Origin of the sequence: Streptomyces sp. SID12488, assembly GCF_010548275.1 — a bacterium.
GTDB lineage: Bacteria > Actinomycetota > Actinomycetes > Streptomycetales > Streptomycetaceae > Streptomyces.
In genome coordinates, this window is sequence record NZ_JAAGLT010000037.1 from 25,586 (window position 1) to 44,959 (window position 19,374).

The following is a 19,374-nucleotide window of genomic DNA, read 5'->3' on the forward strand; positions in this document are numbered from 1 at the left end:
CCGTGTGTGGCAGACGGTCCCCGAATCCCGCCCGAGGCTCTGGCCGCTGGGCGTGCGCGAGGCTCGTGAGGGTGCTCACAGGGGTGCATCTGTCGTCGCTGGTGTGGCAGTTGCTGTCCATGGAGTGGATGGGGTGGGCGACAGGGGCATTTCGACGTCATGGCGGGGCTGCCGTGCGGGCTGTGCGGCGGGCGTGGAGGGAGCCGGGCCGTGAACGCGATCTGATGGTGCAGGTCGGCAAGGCGGCGCTGGCGGCCTGTGTGGCGTGGGCGGTGGCGGGGTGGTGGTTGCAGGCGCCGATGGCGTTCGTCGCGCCATGGGTGGCGGTGGTGCTGGTGGAGTCGACGGTGTACCGGTCGCTCGCGCACGGTCTGCAGCAGGTGGCGGCGATCGCGGTGGGCACGGTGGTGGCGACGTGTGTCGCGTTGGTGCTGCCCAGCACGATGGTTGCGATGGTGGTGGTGCTTCCGGCGGTGCTGTTATTGGCGCAGTGGCGGCGGCTGGGCAGTCAGGGCATCTACGCCGCCACCGGCGCGCTGTTCGTCCTGACCAACGGGGAGGTCTCCCTGGCGACGTCGGGCGCGCGCGTCGCGGAGGCGGTGTTCGGGGCGGTGGTCGGCATCACGGTCAACGCGTTGATCCGGCCCCCGGTGTACCTGCGTGACACCCGTGCCGCTCTGACGGACGCCGCCCGCGAGGCGCAGGAGATCCTGGAGGCGGTGGCCGACGGGCTGGACGACGGTGAGTGGGACACTCACGCGGCTGGGGAGTGGCACGAGCGCGCGCTGCGCCTGGGACATCTGGTCGATCAGGCCCGTTCCGCGATCGGCTGGAGCCGCGAAAGCCTGCGGGGCAATCACCGCCGACGCGGTACTACGGAGGCCGTCTGCCCGCCGGGCAAGGCGTACGACGATGCACTGGCCGTACTGGACCATGTCGCCGTGCACACCGCAGGTGTGACCCGCACCGTGCTGGAGATCGTGAGCGACGACGGAAAGGCCGCCCGCCCCGGCCCGCGGATCGCCGGACCCTACGCCGACTTCCTGCGCCACACCGCCCGCGCGATCAATCTCTACGGCCAGACCCGCTTGGCAGGAACCGACACTGAGCAGCCCGCCGACGGGGCCCTGCGCGAGGCGGTCGAGGAACTGCATCGCAGCCTTGACGAGCTCCACCGGCGGCTGCCCGGCGCTGTGGCAGGCGATTCCGATGCGCTGGCGACGCACGGCGCGCTGCTGGCCCAGGCCCGCCGTCTGGCCGGCCAGCTCGTCCGGGACTGACATTTCCTTGTGAAGGCGGCAACGGCAGTGGTGTCGCCCCACCGCTGTCGGCCGAAGGAGGCGCCCGTTCACAGCCAGCCGTGGCGGCGGAAACTCCGGTGTAGCAGGGCGGCGGTGCCGACCATCACGGCGATGGCGAGCGGGTATCCGTACGTCCAGCTCAGTTCCGGCATTTGGATTTCGCCGCTTCGATCGTCTCCGGCGGGGTCAGTGTCGTGCCGGTGAGCACGGTCAGCACTGTGGCGGGATGTCATCCACCATCGGGCCAGCAACACTGCGGCGGTGATGGCCGCAGCGGCGAAGGCCGCCGACGGTGCGCACCATGCCGGGGGGATGCCCTGAGCCCAGGGGGACTGCGCCAGCAGGTCGGCACCGGCGAGGTTCGGCCTGCCGGTGTGCCTCACGAATGTGTTCGATCGCCTCGGTGTGGTCCGGCATGGCCCGTCCCACATGCGTCCCGGACAGCCGTCTGTCGCGCGTCACGCTGAAATGCGCCGTGCAAGGTCCACACGCGCGGCGCGCAGAGCGCGAAGCCGAAGGTGTAGGGGGTTCCCTCATGCTTCGGCCGGTCCGACACGGAACGCTGATCCGGGCAACCGGCTGCCGTGGCGGCGAACAGAACAGAAGGACACCCATGAGACGTCTCTCCATAATCCGCAACGCAGGGCGCGCAGTGCTCGCGTCAGTCATCGTCGCGGCGCCGTTGTCAGGCGGCGTCGCGCATGCCACGAATGCCGAACCGGGGCCGGCAGGCACGGCACCGATCAGCAACTCCGCCAGCGGGCCGTCGATCTCCGCCGACGGCCGCTACGTGGCTTTCGCTTCGCTGGCAAGGGATCTGGTGGCAGGCGACACCAACGGAGCGGACGACATCTTCGTGCGCGACCGGCAGACCGGCGTCATCACCAGGGTCAGCGTCGACTCCGCGGGCAACCAGGTCAACAACGTGAGCCGGAATCCGTCGATCTCCGCCGACGGCCGCTACGTCGCGTTCGAATCCACCGCGTCGAACCTGGTGGCCGGTGACACCAACCGCTACCGCGACGTATTCGTGCACGACCTGCAGACCGGTGAGACGACCAGGGTCAGCGTCGGCAGAAGCGGCGAGCAGAGCGACAGTGAGAGTTTCCATCCGTCGGTCTCCGCCGACGGCCGATTCGTCGCGTTCGACTCTTTCGCGTCGAACCTGGTGTTCGGCGACACCAACAACATCCACGACGTCTTCGTACGGGACCGGCAGACCGGTGAGACCAGCAGGGTCAGCGTCGACTCCAACGGTCGCCAGGGCGACGGCATCAGCCAACTGCCGTCGATCTCGGCGGACGGGCGTCAGGTCGCCTTCTCCTCCGGGGCGAAGACACTGTCCTTGTTCCCCGACAACAACCGCTCGGACGACGTGTTCGTGCACGATCGACTGACCGGGCGCACCGACCGGATCAGCGTCGGTCCCGGCGGCGACGAAGGCAACTCCGCCAGTCGCACGGCGAGCATCTCGGCCGACGGCCAGTACGTCGCGTTCGAATCCACCGCGTCGAACCTGGTGGCCGGCGACACCGGCGGTCCGATCGACACCGACATCTTCCTGTACGACCGGGTCACCCGGACGACGACGCAGGTGAACCTTGGCCCCGATGGCCTGGGCGACAGCAGGACCCCCAGCCAGGAGCGGACGACGCTCTCCGCCGACGGCCGCTACATCGCCTTCGTGTCCGGCGAGGACAAGCTGGTGACCGGCGACACCAACTCTAGCTGGGACGTGTTCGTGCGGGACCGGGTGACCGCCACCACGACCAGGGTCAGCGTCGCCGATGACGGCTCGCAGAGCGATGGCTACAGCTCCAGCCCCTCGATCTCGGCCGACGGCCACCACGTGGCTTTCACGACCAGCGCAACGAACCTGGGCGGTGACGGCACCAGCCGGAGGTTCAACCTGTACGTACGCGACCTCGGCAACTGAGTCGTCGGCCGCCGTGGAGGCCTCAATCACGCGCCGCGGCGGCCCACACGCCGGCCAGAGCGGTACGACCGGAGACGCCGACCTTTGTGTAGACCCGGCCCAGATGGACTTCGACGGTCTTGGGACTCAGGTTCAGCCGGAGGCCGATGTCCCGGTTGGTCAGGCCGTCCGAGGCCAGGTTGGCCATCTCGACCTCACGGGCGGTCAGATCGAATCGCTCGACGCCGCTCTCGGGCCGGGGGCCGCGCGCATTCAGGCGCCGCTCCTCGCGCGCGACCTGCGGCAGGAACAGTCGCGCGTCACACCGGGTGAACAACGCGCGGGCGGACATGAGGTGTGCACGGGCCTGGTCGATCGCCCCGCTGCCGCCGAACGCCGTCGCGGCGAGCAAGTGCGCCCGCCCGGCCTCCACGGCCACCCCGATCCGACCGAACGTGCCCGCGGCGGCGACAGCGAGCGGTGCGGCCGCCGCCGGATCCGTCGGCAGCGTGGCGATCGCGCGGGCCTGCTGTGCCATGGCGGTACGCAGCGGAAGATCGAGCCGGCCGGCCGCGACCTCCGCCCGGTCCGCCCATGCCGTGGCCGCGGCGATCCGACCGGCCGCGACCTCCGCCTCCGTGAGCATCAGGTACACCAATGGCCTGGTACGGACACCCACTGCGGGCAGCTCGGCCCCACCGCCATGGGTGAGCAGCAGGTCTATGCAGGCGTGCGGATCACCCGAGTGCAGCATCGCCTGCGCCAGCATCGCCTCGGCCTGGCCACTGCGCCAGGAACTCATGGCCGTCGCTTGGTCGTCGGCGACGATAGCCTCCTTGCCCAGGCGGATCGCCTCGGCAAGGTCGCCGCGCCAGGTGGTGATCCAGCACCCGAAGATCAACGCCATGACGCGCTGTTCCTCGCTTCCGGTGAGTTCCGCCGACTCCAGGCTGTCGTCGAAGCAGGTCGTCGCCGCCGCCAGCTCACCGAGGTAGGCATGCACCATGCCGCGGATCGCGGTCAGCAGTGCGATCTTGTGGGACTGTCTGCTCTCGCGGGCCAGTCGCAGGCCACGGCTCACGTGCCGGCTCGCCGCCGTGAGCCGGTCGGCGGAGATCTCCGACCAGCCGAGCCAGAACGCCGCGTCGATGTCACAGACCAGGTCGCTGTCGGGCAGCGCGTCCAGCAGTGCGGCCGCCTCGTCCAGCCGGTCCGCCTGCCGGTCGATGAGCGTCGCGGCCGACAACGCCGTCGCCAGCAGCATCGGATCCCCGACTTCCCGCGCGGCGGCGATCGCCTCGGCCACCCGGTCCTGTCCGTGCTCGCGCTCGACACTCTCACCGGCGACGAGCGCGACGAGCAGGACGGCCGCCGAGCGGGCGTCCACGCCTTCGACGCGTTTCCACTCGCTGTGCAGCATCGCCCTGGCCTCGGTGTAGTGCCCGAGCATCTGCTCCACCGTCGCACAGGCCCGCGCTGTCTGTGCCCGGATCTGGGTGAGTTCGGCGGGCAGGAGCCGTAGCACCTCGTACATGGTCTCCCTGGCCTGCCGCAGGTCGCCCGTCGCGCCGAGTGCCTGTGCCAGCCGGCCGAGCAGGATCAGGCGCTGTGGCGTGGCCGTCTCCGAGTCGGGAAGCAGCCGGATGGCCGCCCGCAGGAAGTGCCCGGCGGTCATCGGCGTGGTGTGCATCGTCGCCTCGGCCGCCTCGGTGAGCGCCGCGACCGCGTCGAGGTCACCGCGGACGGCGGATCGCTCCACGTGCCGGGCGAACTCGGCCGGCGGCGCGCCCCGGCTCCGGAGTGCCGACGCGGCCCGGCCGTGTGCCTGAAGCCGCCAGCCGGGACCGGCGTCCTGGTAGGCGATGCTGCGCACCAGCGGATGCCGGTACCGGAACCGGCCGGTCGCGCCGTCGAGCCGCACCAGGTCACGCTCGGCGAGCCGGTCGAGCACGGCGAGCACGGAACCTGGGTCCATTGCGGCCGTTTCAGCGAGCGAATCGGCCTCGAAGTCGTCGCCCACGACCGCGGCGGCGTGCGCGACGACTCGCTCCTGCGGGGTCAACGCGGCCAGCTCGGCGGCGAGCACCGCGCGGACCGCCACCGGGATCGCCCCGTCGGGGTGGAGCGCCGCGTCACCGACGGGTATCCCCCGCTCACCGGCCCGCACCAGGGCTTCCAGGTAGAACGGGTTTCCGCCACTGGCCTGGTAAAGCTCTTCCCGCCGGGAACGGCCCAGCCTTTCCGGCATGAGGCAGCCGGCATCGGCCTGGCTCAGCGGCGCGAGTTCCAGCAGCTCGGCCACCCCGTCGGTCGCGGCGCGGGACAGCGCGTGCCACAGCCGCAGCGACGTCTGCCGGGGCCTGCCCGCCAGTGCCAGGACCAGCCGCGCCTGGGGCGGGTGGCGCAGAAGGTGGTCGAGCAACTCGACCGAACCCTCGTCCGCCCAGTGCAGATCGTCGAAGACGAGCACCAGCCCGGACGGCTCGGCGAGCAGCTCCAGCAACGCCCGCACCGCCCGGTGCAGCCGGTACCGCTCCGCGTCGACCAGGTCGGTGGGGCCGGAGGCGGGAAGCGCCGGAAACATGGTCGCGAGAAGTGCGAGCTGCTGTTGCCCGAGGGCGGCCAGACGCTCCGTGCCCAGCTCGGCGAGCTGGTCGTCGAGCGCGTTGACGAACACACCGAACGGGATGCGGGACTCGAACTCCGCCGCGCGCCCGCTGCGGACCGTCCATCCTGCTGTGTCCGCGAGCTTCCCGAGCTCCGTCAGCAGCCGGCTCTTGCCGATCCCCGGTTCGCCGGTGACCGCGACGCACCAGGTGTCACTCTCGCCCGCCAGCACCGCGCGCAGGATCGCGACTTCTCGCGCCCGGCCGGGTAGTCCGCCGACGGGCTTCCCTCTCGCTTCGTCAGTCATTGCTGGCGTCGACTCTTTCCGTCCGCGACCAGTCGATCGTATCGACGCTCACGCGCCTTCGGAAGGCGGCCGAGCCGATCACCTCGGTCCACGCAAAGCCTCAAGAAGCCCTCAGCACACACATTCCAAGGTCAAGAAAACAAAGAAACCCCAGGTCACGGCGAGTGAGTCCTGGGGTTTCTCGGAGCCGCCTTCGGGATTCGAACCCGAGAGCTACGCATTACGAGCTCGCCAGACCGTACCCCTGGGCTGCCCTGACCATCCCTCATTTCACCGTTCTAGCAGGTCAAGCCGGGTGATGTTGGCTGAGGATCGCGGATCATTCACGGGGTTTACCGGTCCTTCCGTTCCCACCACGTTCCCAACGGCAGGCCACCGGCGGCATCCTGACGCGGAAGCAGAGGATGCTGCAGGCCACGCCGTCGCGCGATTGCCGCTCCGACGCATCACCCTTGCGACGCGAAGAGGCCCTACCCCGCTGGGGGTAGGGCCTCCGGCCGTCTACGCGCGCCCCTGTCCAGGCCGCTGCCCACAGGTTAGCGGCCCGGGCTTATCTGCGGAGCCAGTCCGTACAGGACGCTCGGCCGGATTTCGGGCTGGCCGACATAGCGGCACTCGTGCGGACAGCTGGGTGGGGTGTTCACGGGTACTACTGACGTGCAGCACCACGGCTTCCTGAAGATCTTCTCCCGGAGAACCGCCATCGCGTCCTTCGCCACTCGTCGTCTGTCTGTGTGGGGCCGTTCCGATCGAGCAGTGTCAGACGTGCCCGTTAGGGTCCCAGGCGATGGCGCCGGTCGTGGTTGGAGGCAGCATGGCAAGACAGATGCGTGAAGAAACGTTCCGCGTAGAGCAGAAGCAGCGGCGTTACGCTCCCCATGTCCGTCCGATCAACGAGATGGTCGACATCTTGCGCGATCAGGACGAGCGTGGCTGGATGCCGCATGTCGCACCCTGGCACGGGGGCGCGGAGGCTCGCGTCCTGTCCATTCTGCGGGACCCGGGCCCCAAGACGCAGGAAGGCGCCGGCTCGGGATTCCTGTGTGTGGAAAACGATGAGGCGGACGGGTTGTGGGCCGGCGGTGGCAGCGCCGTCCGGGATGGCGGGGCCGTGGATAGCGCGGAGTCCGGCGAAGCGTGCCAGTTCGTCCGTAGAAGCCCACGGCTTCCTCGGTGGGCGTGGCCAGGTCATCGAGCGGTACCGTGCGGTGCAGTTGCAGCAGCGGAGGCTCGACGGATTCGGCGACTACCCCCTTCGGGCTGCCGAGCAGCCGCACCAGGTGTGGCAACGATTCCGCCCACGGGTGTGGGTGTTGCCGCACGCAGGCCAGCCCGGACACGACGGCGCTCCGCGTGCCGGTGCGGAGGTCGCAACGGCACGCGGAGCTGGTTTCGGAGATCGTGACCCGAGCCGCTTCGTCAGCTGACGGAGAACTGGCTGAAGTTCGCGGTGCCGATGGTTCCGGCGTGGGCCGTGGAGAACATGCCCGCGTCGAGGGTGGTGTTCGCGCCGGTCAGTGTCGCGGTGCCGACGGTGGTCCAGGTGGTGCCGTCGGCCGAGTAGGAGCCGGTGACCGACGTACCGCTCCTGACCAGGCGGAGCCAGACCGGGGCGACGGCGGCGGTTCCGGTCTTGAGGACGTTGGTGTCGAGGTAGCCGTCGCTGTTGGAGTCGTACGACAGGGCGATTCCGCTGGCGGGGGTGGCGGCGAGGACGAGGTACCCGGTGGACGAGCCGGCGGAGGCGATGTTGTTGCGCAGCATCAGGCCGGCTTTGGCCCAGCCGTTGGTCGTGTCCTGGCTGTCGACGTGGACGGTGACGGTCGAGGACGTTACAGCTGCCCCCGTCCGGTAGGCGGCGGAATACTCGTCGTCGTACTGCGCGCCGGAGCGCCACACGTCGATGCCCGCACTGGTCAGGGAGGTCACTCCGCCGCTTTGGCTGACGGCCGCCGGAATCGAGCTGTAGGCCTTGTAGGGAGAGGTGACGATCTGCAGGTTGCTGAAGGTCGCGCTGCCGGGGGTGGTGCTGTGGGCGGTGTGGATGACGCCGGCGTCCTGGGTGGTCGCCATGGACGGCAGGGTGACCGTCGAGCCGACCTGGGTGAAGGTGGAGCCGTCGGTGGAGTAGTAGGCGGACACCGTGGTGGCGGTACGGGTGAGCCGCACCCAGACCGGCGCCTTGACGGTGGAAGCCGTGGAGGTGAGCTGGTCGAGGTAGCCGTCGGCGTTGGAGTCCCATTGGAAGCTGACGCCGTTGCTCGGGGTCGCCGTCGCGACCGCGTATCCGGCGGAGGAGCCGTTGCCCGTGAGGTCGTTGCGCAGGACGACGCCGGCCTTGGCCCAGCCGTTGGTGTTGTCCACGTTGTCGACCCGGGCGGTCACCGAGGTGCCGTTGACGGCCGAATCGGCCTGGTAGACGGTGCCGTAGGCGTCGTCGTGCTGTCCGCCGGTGCCCCAGATGTCCGCGCCCGCGTCGGTGATGGTGAATCGGCCGCCGCCCTGGCCGGTGTTGGCCGGGGTGGAGGAGTAGGCGCTGTAGGGGGAGCTGACGGGGTCGGTGGTCAGCGGACGGTACAGCGGCTGGATGCCGGCACTGTCCATGACCGCCTTGGCGCCCGACGGCCAGTTGCCGTTGCTGACGACGACGGTGCCGCTGACGACGTCACCGCGGCCGTTGGTGTTGGTGATGTCCGCGGAGTTGTTGTTCGTCCAGTTGTCGGTGAGGGTCAGGGCGCCGGTGTTGTTGGTCGAGCTGCTGTTCTCGTGGCCCCATTCGCCGGTGTTGCGGAAGACGTTGTTGGTGTCCGTGAAGTTCCGGGAGCCCTCGTCGTGGTAGAAGCCGAAGTAACCGGCGTTGCTGTGGCAGTAGTTGCGTTCGAAGGTGCTGCCCGGTGACGCCGACAGGGTGTACATGCAGCCACCGTCGTTCATCTGCTGCATGAGGTCGTGGATGTAGTTGTCGGTGACGTGGTTGTTGGCGGCGGTGGTCGCGGTCGTGTAGGTGGGCTGGTAGTTGTACAGGCCCCGGTTGACGTAGTCCTGGCTGCCGCCGATGTCGTTGGTCCCCCAGCCGTAGCCGATGGTGAGGCCGGAGTAGGGCAGGTTGTACACCTCGTTGTGCGAGACGGTCGCACCGTTCACGTAGGTGACGAGGATGGCCGACATGTCGCGGTATTCCAGCGCCACGTCATGGATGAGGTTGTTGCTCAGCGTGATGTTCCGGTTGGTCATCCGGCTGTCGCTCGGGTGATGCGCGTCCGCCTGAACGCCGCCGACGACTATGCCGCCGCCCGCGTCCTGGGTGAAGACGTTGCCGGTCGCGGTGACGGTGTCGGCGCCGAGTCCCACTCCGGTGGTGTGGGCGTTGGCGTCGTTGCCGATGCCGAGGCCGCTCTGTCCGAGCTGGGTGAACCGGTTACCGGTGAACGTGATGTGGTCGGCGGCCGAGACCTGGACGGCGGAGGGCATCTGGTCCCAGTGCGGGCGTGTCGCCTCGAAGAGCGGGCAGCCGCTCTGGCAGGAGGTCAGCGCGTCCGACGGGCGGTTCCAGGTACCGGAGATGTAGGCGCCGGTCTGCTGGCTGGCGTAGCCGCCGGTGGTGGGGTCCAGCCAGCTGGTGCCCGAGAACTGCAGTCCTGAGAAGGCGATGTGGGTGGCCGGGGACGAGTACGTCCCTCCCACGCCGATGAGCGACTCCAGCTTCGGAACCTCGACGTCGGCCGTCCTCATGTCCTGCCCGGAGAGCGGCTTGTAGTACAGGGTTCCGGTAGCGGTGTCGAGGTACCACTCACCGGCCGTGTCGAGGAACTCGTAGGCGTTCTCGATGTAGAGGGGGCCGGACCGGTAGGGGTTGGTCAGGGTGTCGTAGCCGAACGTGTTGTTGTTCCACGAGGGCTGGTCCATCGTGATGGTGCCGCTGCTGATACCGGTCACCGGGGCGTAGCGGTCGGTGAAGGATCCGATGCCGTGGATCTCGGTCCGGCCGGGCTGCGCGAGGCTGTTGAGGTAGCTCAGCGAGCTGCTGGTGAACGTGTAACCGCTGGTGGTCGCGGTCAGGTCCGAGCGGGTGAGCGCGGTGCGGGCCCTGGTGGCCAGGACACCGTCGACGGACAACTGGCGCGTGTCGAAGCCGGTGCCGACGTTGCTCTTCCAGATGTTCTTGGCCGAGTCCTGCACCGCCCAGCCGGTCGCCTTCTGTGCTCCGGTGATGACCGGGTGGGCGCCGAGCGCAGCCTTCCAGGTCACTGTGAAGCTGCCTGTGCCGGAGTCGGCGGAGGTGAAGCTGAGCGGTGCCGTCAGCCGGTAGGTGCCGTCGGCGAGCTCGACGGTGATGTCGGCCGTCATGGAGCTGTTCAGCGCCCGCACGTTGGTCTTGGCCTGAGTGATGGAGCACGGCTGGCTCGCGGAGCACGTGGTGCCGGAGCCGCTCGGCGAGACATACAGCGTCGTGCCGGCCGCGAAGGCGGGCCCGGCCTGGACAAGGACCGTGGCCGTCGAGGCGGCGAGTACGGCTGCTGTGGCCAGCCATGATCTGAGCCGGCGGGGAACCGAGGGACGAATGCGGGTTGTTCGCACGTGACACCTTCCGGGTGGTTCAGGGAGCCTGCGGTGCCCGTCTCGGGCAGGAAGAGCCCAGAGGCACAGGAGGGGAAGGGAAATTTGGCTGTAACATTAGACGTCATATGAATTTCGTCAATAGATCCCGCGCATGGACTTGACCGGAGTCCGCCGGAGTCGCCCCGGGCATGCGAACGCCCCCGGCCTGATCGGCTCGGGGGCGGGGTCGGTGCGGGTGCTCTCAGGAGGCGGGCCGGCCCAGGAGCCGAAGGGCTCAGGAGGAAGCGGGGGAGCTCACGTTCGGCAGGCGGCGGCGGCTCCACGCGGTCTGGATATGTGCCGCCATGGCCCGCGCGGCCCCGTCGGGGTCCCGGGCCAGCAGACACTCGGCGACTTCGCGGTGCTCCTCGTTGGCCCGCTCACACGCGGTCGCGTCCGGTGTGCCGTTGTACAGGAACGTCGTACGCGCCTGGGCGTGCAGAATCCGGATGATGGAACGGCCGAGCCTGTTGTGGGACGCCTGAAGGATCCGGTCATGGAAGGCCACATCCGTCTCGATGAAGCGTGCCGGGACGGCGGTCTCCTCGTCGAGCCGGGCGAGCAGCAGCCCGATGGCCCGCAGGTCGTCGTCGGTGGCCAGCTCCGCCGCCTGGGCCGTCATCTGGGCCTCAAGCGTCGACCGGATGTCGACCAACTGGTCGAGAACGACGAGCTGGTCGTCGTGCCGGACGGTCGCGGCGAGCACCACGGGGTCGAGCAGGTTCCATTCCTCGGGCGGGGTGACGCTGGTGCCGTAGCCCTGCCGAGCGAGGACCAGACCTTTGGCCTCCAGGGACTTGACCGCCTCACGGATGGTGATGCGGCTGACACCGAACGTCTCGCAGAGCTCGGGTTCCACCGGCAGGGTCGAGCCCGGAGGAATGACGCCCGACACGATCGAGTCGGTCAGGCTCTCCATGACGGCCTGCGCCAGCCGGGCCGGACGCTTGGGCCAGGGCTTGAGAACGGGCGGCTCACCTGCTCTGCCGGCGCTGTCCTTGGCCATGCGTGTCCCCCTTGCTGATGCGGATGACGGCGAGTCTACTGCTCGGGACTTCTTGACAGCATTCGTATGACGACTTATGTTACACGAAAATTTCGCAGCAGTACTTCCCGCTCCAAGGGGTGCAAGCCGTGCGCATTACCGAAGTCGAGTGCCATCCGGTCCGGGTGCCGGGAGCCAGTCCGCCCTTCGTCTGGCGGGACGGACTCCTCGGCAGCCCGTCCGAGGGCGAGGCCTCGGTGCTGCGTATCTGTACGGACGAAGGCGTCGAGGGAGTCGCGATGGCCCCCCGCCGGGGCAGCGGGGTCATCCTGGCGGACCTGCTCGACCGCGTGCTGCGCAAGGAGCTGGTGGGGCAGGATCCCCTCCAGCGGGAATGGCTCTGGCACCGCATGTGGGAGCTGGACCGCACGGAAGAGCTACCGCTCTACCTGCTCGGTCTGGTCGACACAGCACTGTGGGACCTGGCCGGACGGCTCGCCGACCGGCCCACCTGGCAGCTGCTAGGCGGATACCGCACCTCGATACCCGCCTACGCCTCCACCGTCACCTACTCCTCGGTCGAGGAGTACCTGGACATCGCCGACCAGGCCCTGGAGCTCGGCTACCCCGCCATCAAGCTCCACGCCTGGGGTGACGCCCGCCGCGACGCCCGCCTGTCGGTGGCTCTGCGCGAACACGTCGGGGACGACATCCCGCTGATGTTCGACGGGTCGGCGGGCTTCGACCTCCCCGACGCCATCCACCTCGGGCACGCCCTCTCGGACGCCGGCTACCTCTGGTACGAGGAGCCGATGAGGGAGTTCAGCATCACCGCGTACAAGCGTCTCGCCGACGCGGTGGCCGTTCCCCTCCTCGTGGCCGAGACCTCCGACGGGGCACACATGAACTCGGCCGACTTCATCCAGGCCGGCGCCGCCACCTTCGGAGTTCGCGCCTCCACCCAGCTGCGCGGCGGCTTCACCGGCGCGATGCGCACCGCCCACCTCGCCGACGCCTACCGGCTGCGCGCCGAGGTGCACGGACCGGAGATCCCCAACCGGCACCTGTGCATGGCCATCTCGAACACCACTTACTACGAGTCCCTGGTCATGGGCAACCCCATCAGCCGCGAAAGTGGCATCGACGCCCAGGGTCTCGTCCACGCACCGACCGGTCCGGGCGTCGCCCTCCCCGCGGGCCTGGACTACCCCACCGTCCTTCAGGAATTCGTCGACAAGGAGACCGTCACCCCACCCCGGGCCTGATGTCCGGAACCCCAGGCCCGACCGCCTGTCCCGAACACCCCGAGCACCACGAGCACCACGAACGCGGCGCCACTCACCGCTGTGCGCCATTTCCCAAGATCCGAGGTCAGTCATGAACAACGACGTTCCGGTTTCCTCCCGCCGCCCGCTCAGACACACAGCCGTCGCCGCCCTGGGCGCCGTCTCCCTGCTCGCCCTCGCCGCCTGCGGCAGTGCGGACCCCACCCCCGCGGCATCCTCCTCCCCGGCGGCCTTCAAGCCCGTGACCCAGGAGAAGGACAGTGAGATCACTGTCTGGGCCGACGCCGGCCGCGTGCCCGGCGTGGAGGCCTACCAGAAGGCGCACCCGGACGTGAAGATCAAGATCGTCACGTACAGCGGCGACGCCAACGGCGCCAACGACCTGCAGACCAAGGTCCAGCTGTTCGACCGGACCGGCAGCGGCTGGCCCGACGTGGCCTTCAGCGCCAACGTCAACGACGGCAGCTGGGCCGCCCAGGGCAAGACGCCCTACGCCGCGCCCCTCGACAAGGGCCTGGTCCCGGCGTCGACCCTGAACGGCTTCGCGTCCGGCGCCCTGAACCCCTGCACGTTCAGCGGCGGCACCCACTGCCTGCGCAACGACCTTGCCCAGAACGTGCTCTGGTACAACAAGAAGCTCATGGACAAGTGGGGCTACACCGCCCCGACCACCTGGGAGGAGTACCAGGCGCTCGGCGAGAAGGTCGCCAAGGAGCACCCCGGATACCTGGTCGGAACCGCCGGGGACGCCTGGACCCCTGAGGTGTACTTCTGGGCGAGCCAGTGCACCGCCAGCACCACGACCGGTGCCAGGAAGGTCACGGTGGACCTCCAGGACGCCAAGTGCACCCGGATGGCCAAGCTGCTCGACACCCTGATCGCCAAGGGCTCGGTCTCCAAGGACACCGTCTTCAGCGCCGGGTTCATCAAGAACCAGGCGGCCAAGGTCCTCATGCTCCCCGGCCCGTCCTGGTACGGACAGGTGCTCTTCAACTCCACGTTCAAGATCCCCAAGGGGCAGATCGCCGCCGCCGCACCGCTGAAGTTCGAGGGCGACGACAAGAACTACACCGGCAACGTCGGCGGTGGCCTGTGGTTCGTCTCCTCCCACAGCAAGAACCTCAAGGCCTCCTCCGACCTGGTCACCTGGATGACGACCTCGAACGACTACCAGGCCACCGCGGGCACCTACCCCGCGTACAAGCCCGCGGCCACCAAGTGGCTCGCCGGCCAGCTGGACACCGGCTACTTCGCCAACGACATCGGGCCCGCCTTCGAGGAAGCCGCGGAACTGATCTGGCCCGGCTGGTCCGCCACCCAGTACAGCCAGGAGGCGATCTACTCCTCCACCGTGATCCCGGCCCTGAACTCGGGCAAGACACTCACCGACACCCTGGGCACCTGGCAGACGGCCATCACCGACAAGGCCAAGTCCCTCGGATACACCGTCAACTAGCGAAGCGGACCGATGACCACCCACCTCGCACCGGAGCGGAGCGGCCGCCGCGGCGGCCGCTCGGCCCGCAACCCGGCCGGACGCGCCGGATATGTCTTCGTCTCCGGCTACGTCCTCCTCCTGCTCGCCTTCGGCGTCCTGCCCACCGGTTACGCGGTGTGGCTGGCACTGTCCAACTCCCAGAACCAGCTCGTCGGGATCGGCAACTTCACCCGGACGTTCAGTGACTACCGCTTCGGGCCGGCCTTCCTCCACATCGGCCTTTACCTGGTGATCTGGCTGGCCAGCCTGATGATCCTGGTGGTGCTGCTCTCCCTGATGCTGCACGGCCGTATGCGCAGGGCCTCCACCACCCTGCGGTTCCTGTTCTACCTGCCGGGCGCCCTCGCCGGGGTGGCGAGCGTCCTGCTCTTCCTGATCCTCCTCGACCCGGCCGCCAGCCCCGTCGGCTGGCTGCTCAAGGCCTTCGGCTGGGAAACCCTCGCCCAAGTCAACGCGCCCGGCCACCTCCCCGTACTCTTCACCGTCATCGCCTTCTGGACCGGGGCCGGCGGCTGGATCGTGGTCATGTACGGCGCGCTCAACAGCATCCCGGACGAGATCCTGGAGGCCGCCCGCATCGACGGCGCCAGCACGCTCCAGATCGCCCTGCGCATCCAGATCCCGATGATCACCAAGTGGATCGCGTACATGCTGATCCTGGCCTTCGCGGCCGGTACCCAGCTCTTCGTCGAGCCACAACTGGTCTCCCTCGCCAGCTGGGGCATGATCCCCGACAGCTGGTCACCGAACCAGCTCTCCTACCAGTACGCCTTCCAGGCAGGCGACTTCAACGGCGCGGCGGCGCTCTCCGTCGACCTCCTCATCCTGGGCCTCGCCTGCGCGGCGCTCGTCGTCTTCCGTACCGGCCTGTTCGACAGGGACGAAGAATGACCACGGCCCCCACGACCCCGGCTCCCACGACCAGAGCCCGCCGAACCCCGCCGCGCCACAGCGCCGGCGACCGCACCAGCCCGAGGAAGCCCATGCGCCGGACGCGCCGCCCACGCTCACTGGCCGCCCGGCTGGCCTGGCTCATCGTCATGGGCGTGGCCGTACTGTTCTTCTGCGTGCCGGTGGTGTGGCTGCTGCTGGCCACGACCAAGACCGACGGCCAGATCGTCCGGGACAACCCGTTCTCCTTCGGCTCCCTCACCGCGATCGCCGACGCCTGGCACCATCTGTACGCCTTCCAGGACGGCGCGATCCTCACCTGGCTGAAGAACTCGGTGCTCTACACGTTCGGCGCACTGGCCATCACCCTCGTGACGTCGATCCCCGCCGGGTACGGGCTGGCTCTCACCCGGTTCATCGGGCGACGGATGCTGCTGACCATCACCATGCTCGTGATGCTCATGCCGACGGCCGCGATGGTGCTGCCCCTGTACCTGGGCATGAACGCCGTGCACCTGGACGGCACGATCTGGTCGGTGATCCTGCCCTTCTCCTTCTTCCCGTTCGGGGTCTACCTCACCTACATCTACTTCTCCTCCAACGTCCCCTCCGACCTGCTGTCCGCCGCACGGATCGACGGCTGCTCGGAGTGGCAGGTCTTCCGGCTCATCGCGATGCCACTGGCCAAGCCCGTGATCGCCCTGGTCGGGTTCTTCAACTTCGTCGGCAACTGGAACAACTTCTTCCTGCCGTTCGTGATGCTGCCCGACAGCTCCCAGTACCCGGCGCAGGTGGGACTGAACAACCTGCTCTCCGCCTCGCCGCTGTTCAACACCTCCAGCGGCGCGGGCAACCAGATCATGCGGCCCGAACTGGCCCTGGCGACCCTCGTCACCATCGTCCCGGTCCTGATCGTCTTCCTCTTCTCCCAGCGCGCTCTTGTGGCCGGCATGCTCGCCGGCGCGACCAAGGAGTGAGGCCCGGATGACCCAGGTGAAACGCCTTGCCCAGACGATCCGCCTGCGGCCCGAGCACCGTGAGCTATATCTGCGGCTGCACTCCGCGGTCTGGCCGGGCGTCGAGGCCGCGCTGCGGGCCGCGAACATCCGCAACTACAGCATCTTCCTGCGCGAGGACACGCTGTTCGGCTACTTCGAGTACCACGGCGACGACTTCGAGGCCGACATGGCCACGATCGGCGCCGACCCCACCACCCAGGCCTGGTGGAAGCTCACCGACCCCTGCCAGGAGTCCTGGGCCGATGCCGGCACCGGGGGCAACTGGTCCGACCTGACCGAGATCTGGCATCTGCAACCGTCGCAAGGAAACACCCAGTGAAACTTCTACGAGTCGGCGCGCCCGGCGAGGAACGACCCGCCGTCCGCACGGAGGACGGCCGGCTGCTCAACCTGTCCTCCGTGACCTCCGACATCGACGGTGCCTTCCTGGCCTCCGAGGACGGTGTCGAGCGGGCCCGTGCGGCGATCGCGGCGGGAAGTCTGCCCGAGCTGGACCCGGACGGTCTGCGGATCGGTACCCCTCTCGCCCGCCCCGGCAAGATCGTCTGCGTCGGGCTGAACTACCGCGACCACGCCGCCGAGACAGGCGCGGCGATCCCCCCGCGGCCGGTGGTGTTCATGAAGGACCCGGGCACGATGGTCGGGCCGTACGACGAGGTGCTGATCCCCCGCGGCTCCATGAAGACCGACTGGGAGGTCGAGCTGGCGGTCGTCATCGGACGGCGGGCCCGCTACCTCGACGGTCCTGAGGCCGCGCGGGCCGTGATCGCGGGGTACGCGATCAGCCACGACGTCTCCGAGCGCGAGTTCCAGCTGGAGTACTCCTCACAGTGGGACCTGGGCAAGTCCTGCGAGACGTTCAACCCGCTCGGACCCTGGCTGGTGACCGCCGACGAGGTGGGCGATCCGCAGGATCTCGGACTGCGTCTGAGCGTCAACGGCGTGAAGCGGCAGGACGGCCACACCAGCGACATGATCTTCACGGTCGGCCACATCGTGTCGTACCTGAGCCAGTACATGGTCCTGGAGCCGGGCGACGTGATCAACACCGGCACTCCCGCGGGCGTGGCCCTCGGCCTGCCCGGCACCCCCTATCTCCGCCCCGGCGACACCGTCGAGCTCTCCGTCGACGGCCTCGGCGCCCAGCGCCAGACCTTCGGCCAAGCGTGAAAGGCGCCCCCGTGAGCAAGTCGAGCAACCTGAACAGCTTGAGCGGCCTGTCGGGGCTCAAGGCCGTCGTCACCGGCGGCGCGTCCGGCATCGGGCTGGCCACGGCCCGGATGCTGGCCGACCACGGCGCCACGGTGGCCGTCCTCGACCTCGCCCCCTCCGGTGTCCCCGATCCGCTGATCGCCTTCAAGGCCGACCTCGGCGACGACACCTCGGTACGTGCCGCCGTGGAGGCCGCTGCCGGGCAGCTCGGTGGCCTGGACATCCTGGTCAACAACGCGGGCATCGGCGCCGTAGGGACCGTCGAGGACAACCCGGACGCGGAGTGGCACCGCGTCCTCGACGTCAACGTCCTCGGGACGGTGCGCACCACGCGGGCCGCCCTGCCCTATCTGCGGCGCTCGTCACACGCGGCGATCGTCAACACCTGCTCCATCGCGGCCACCGCGGGACTCCCCCAGCGCGCCCTGTACTCCGCCAGCAAGGGCGCCGTGCTGTCACTGACCCTGGCGATGGCCGCGGACCATGTCCGTGAGGGCATCCGCGTCAACTGCGTCAACCCCGGCACCGCCGACACACCTTGGGTGACCCGGCTCCTGGACGCCGCCGACGACCCGGAGGCGGAACGCGCCGCCCTCGACGCACGCCAGCCCCTGGGCCGCCTGGTCACCGCGGACGAGGTGGCGGCGGCCGTGGTCTACCTGGCGAGCCCCGCTGCGGCCTCCGTCACCGGCACCGCCCTCGCTGTCGACGGTGGCATGCAGGGACTCCGGCTGCGCCCGGCGGCCGGCTCATGAGAACGACCACGCTGGGCACCACCGGCGTCAGGGTCACCGAGCTGTCGTTCGGGGCCGCCGCCATCGGCAACCTCTTCCGCCCGGTCACCGACGAGGCCGCGTACGACGCGGTGGACGCAGCCTGGGACGCGGGCGTACGCACCTTCGACACCGCCCCGCACTACGGACTCGGCCTGTCCGAGCGCCGCCTGGGCGCCGCGCTGCACGACCGCGACACGTACACCGTCTCCACCAAAGTCGGGCGACTGCTCGAACCCAACCCTGAAGGCGGCCGCGGCGACGATCTCGCCAACGGCTTCGCCGTGCCCGACACCCACCGCCGAGTCTGGGACTTCAGCTGTGACGGAGTCCTGCGCTCCCTGGAGGCGAGCCTGGACCGCCTCGGCCTGGACCGGGTGGACATCGCCCTGCTGCACGACCCGGACCACCACGCCGAGCAGGCCCTCACCGAGGCCTACCCGGCGCTGGAACGACTGCGCGCCGAAGGCGTCGTCAAGGCGATCGGCATCGGTGTGAACCAGTGCGCGCTCCCCGCCCGCTTCCTGCGCGAGACCGACATCGACGTGGTGCTGCTCGCCGGCCGCTACACCCTGCTGGAGCAGGAGGGCCTCACGGAGGTACTGCCCGAGGCCGCCGCCCGTGGCCGGAGTGTCATCGTCGGCGGAGTGTTCAACTCGGGTCTGCTCACCGACCCCAAGCCCGGGGCCACGTACGACTACGCGCCCGCCCCACCGCACGTACTCGACCGGGCCCTGCGCATGAAGGCGGTCACCGAACGCCACGGCATACCGCTGCGCGCAGCCGCTCTGCACTTCCCGCTCGGCCATCCGGCGGTCGCGAGCGTTCTGTCCGGCGCGCGTTCCGCCGACGAGGTCCGCGACACGGTGGACCAACTGCGGCGAACGGTACCGGCCGCACTCTGGGACGAACTGCGCGCCGAGGGACTGCTGCCCCCACACGTACCCGTCCCAGCCGCCACACCGGAGTCGTCGGAGTGAC

At 69.2% G+C, this 19,374-nt stretch carries 13 protein-coding genes and 1 pseudogene; 10 read left to right on the forward strand and 4 right to left on the reverse strand.

Annotated features, from left to right (window positions below; all coding sequences use genetic code 11):
- Positions 1-119 precede the first annotated feature (119 nt).
- A complete protein-coding gene (locus G3I56_RS37175; protein WP_164417040.1) occupies positions 120-1,280 on the forward strand; it encodes an aromatic acid exporter family protein in 1,161 nt (386 codons plus the stop codon).
- Between the two features lie 68 nt (positions 1,281-1,348).
- On the opposite strand, the pseudogene G3I56_RS37180 reads toward G3I56_RS37175, so the two are convergent.
- Positions 1,349-1,453 (reverse strand): annotated as a pseudogene (locus G3I56_RS37180) (magnesium transporter CorA); the annotation flags it as partial.
- Positions 1,454-1,914: 461 nt separating this feature from the next.
- On the opposite strand from G3I56_RS37180, the gene G3I56_RS37185 reads away from it, so the two are divergent.
- The gene (locus G3I56_RS37185; RefSeq protein ID WP_164416952.1) at positions 1,915-3,237 is read left to right on the forward strand and encodes a PD40 domain-containing protein; all 1,323 of its coding nucleotides are present in this window, start codon (positions 1,915-1,917) and stop codon (positions 3,235-3,237) included.
- Between the two features lie 22 nt (positions 3,238-3,259).
- Here the strand turns inward: G3I56_RS37185 and G3I56_RS37190 are convergent, their stop codons facing one another.
- The 3 genes from G3I56_RS37190 to G3I56_RS37200 all read right to left on the reverse strand — a co-directional run bounded on the left by G3I56_RS37190 (position 3,260) and on the right by G3I56_RS37200 (position 11,735).
- Positions 3,260-6,130: a LuxR family transcriptional regulator gene (locus G3I56_RS37190; RefSeq protein ID WP_164416954.1), complete on the reverse strand. Its 2,871-nt coding sequence runs from the start codon at positions 6,128-6,130 to the stop codon at positions 3,260-3,262.
- Between the two features lie 1,419 nt (positions 6,131-7,549).
- The gene (locus tag G3I56_RS45170; RefSeq protein ID WP_164416956.1) at positions 7,550-10,708 is read right to left on the reverse strand and encodes a DUF1349 domain-containing protein; all 3,159 of its coding nucleotides are present in this window, start codon (positions 10,706-10,708) and stop codon (positions 7,550-7,552) included.
- 256 nt (positions 10,709-10,964) lie between these two features.
- Positions 10,965-11,735 carry a FadR/GntR family transcriptional regulator gene (locus G3I56_RS37200; protein WP_164416958.1) on the reverse strand — a complete coding sequence of 257 codons (771 nt, stop codon included), beginning with the start codon at positions 11,733-11,735 and terminating at the stop codon, positions 10,965-10,967.
- Positions 11,736-11,863: 128 nt separating this feature from the next.
- Between G3I56_RS37200 and G3I56_RS37205 the strand changes: the two genes are divergently transcribed.
- The 8 genes from G3I56_RS37205 (at position 11,864) to G3I56_RS37240 (ending at position 19,373) form a co-directional block, all read left to right on the forward strand.
- Entirely contained in the window at positions 11,864-12,979 is a 1,116-nt protein-coding gene (locus tag G3I56_RS37205; RefSeq protein ID WP_164416960.1) for an enolase C-terminal domain-like protein, read from the forward strand.
- A 112-nt stretch (positions 12,980-13,091) separates the two neighbouring features.
- A complete protein-coding gene (locus G3I56_RS37210; RefSeq protein WP_164416962.1) occupies positions 13,092-14,456 on the forward strand; it encodes an ABC transporter substrate-binding protein in 1,365 nt (454 codons plus the stop codon).
- Positions 14,457-14,468: 12 nt separating this feature from the next.
- Positions 14,469-15,389: a sugar ABC transporter permease gene (locus G3I56_RS37215; protein WP_164416964.1), complete on the forward strand. Its 921-nt coding sequence runs from the start codon at positions 14,469-14,471 to the stop codon at positions 15,387-15,389.
- A 92-nt stretch (positions 15,390-15,481) separates the two neighbouring features.
- On the forward strand, positions 15,482-16,366 hold the full coding sequence (locus G3I56_RS37220; RefSeq protein ID WP_164416966.1) for a carbohydrate ABC transporter permease: 885 nt from the start codon (positions 15,482-15,484) through the stop codon (positions 16,364-16,366).
- Between the two features lie 16 nt (positions 16,367-16,382).
- Positions 16,383-16,727: an L-rhamnose mutarotase gene (locus G3I56_RS37225; RefSeq protein WP_343240173.1), complete on the forward strand. Its 345-nt coding sequence runs from the start codon at positions 16,383-16,385 to the stop codon at positions 16,725-16,727.
- Positions 16,724-17,578, forward strand: a complete 855-nt coding sequence (locus tag G3I56_RS37230) for a fumarylacetoacetate hydrolase family protein (protein WP_164416970.1) — start codon at positions 16,724-16,726, stop codon at positions 17,576-17,578. The genes G3I56_RS37225 and G3I56_RS37230 overlap by 4 nt, the downstream gene beginning before the upstream one ends.
- Before the next feature lie 38 nt (positions 17,579-17,616).
- Positions 17,617-18,375 carry an SDR family oxidoreductase gene (locus G3I56_RS37235; protein ID WP_164417042.1) on the forward strand — a complete coding sequence of 253 codons (759 nt, stop codon included), beginning with the start codon at positions 17,617-17,619 and terminating at the stop codon, positions 18,373-18,375.
- A complete protein-coding gene (locus G3I56_RS37240) occupies positions 18,372-19,373 on the forward strand; it encodes an aldo/keto reductase (RefSeq protein WP_164416972.1) in 1,002 nt (333 codons plus the stop codon). Before G3I56_RS37235 ends, G3I56_RS37240 begins: the two co-directional genes overlap by 4 nt.
- Position 19,374 lies beyond the last annotated feature (1 nt).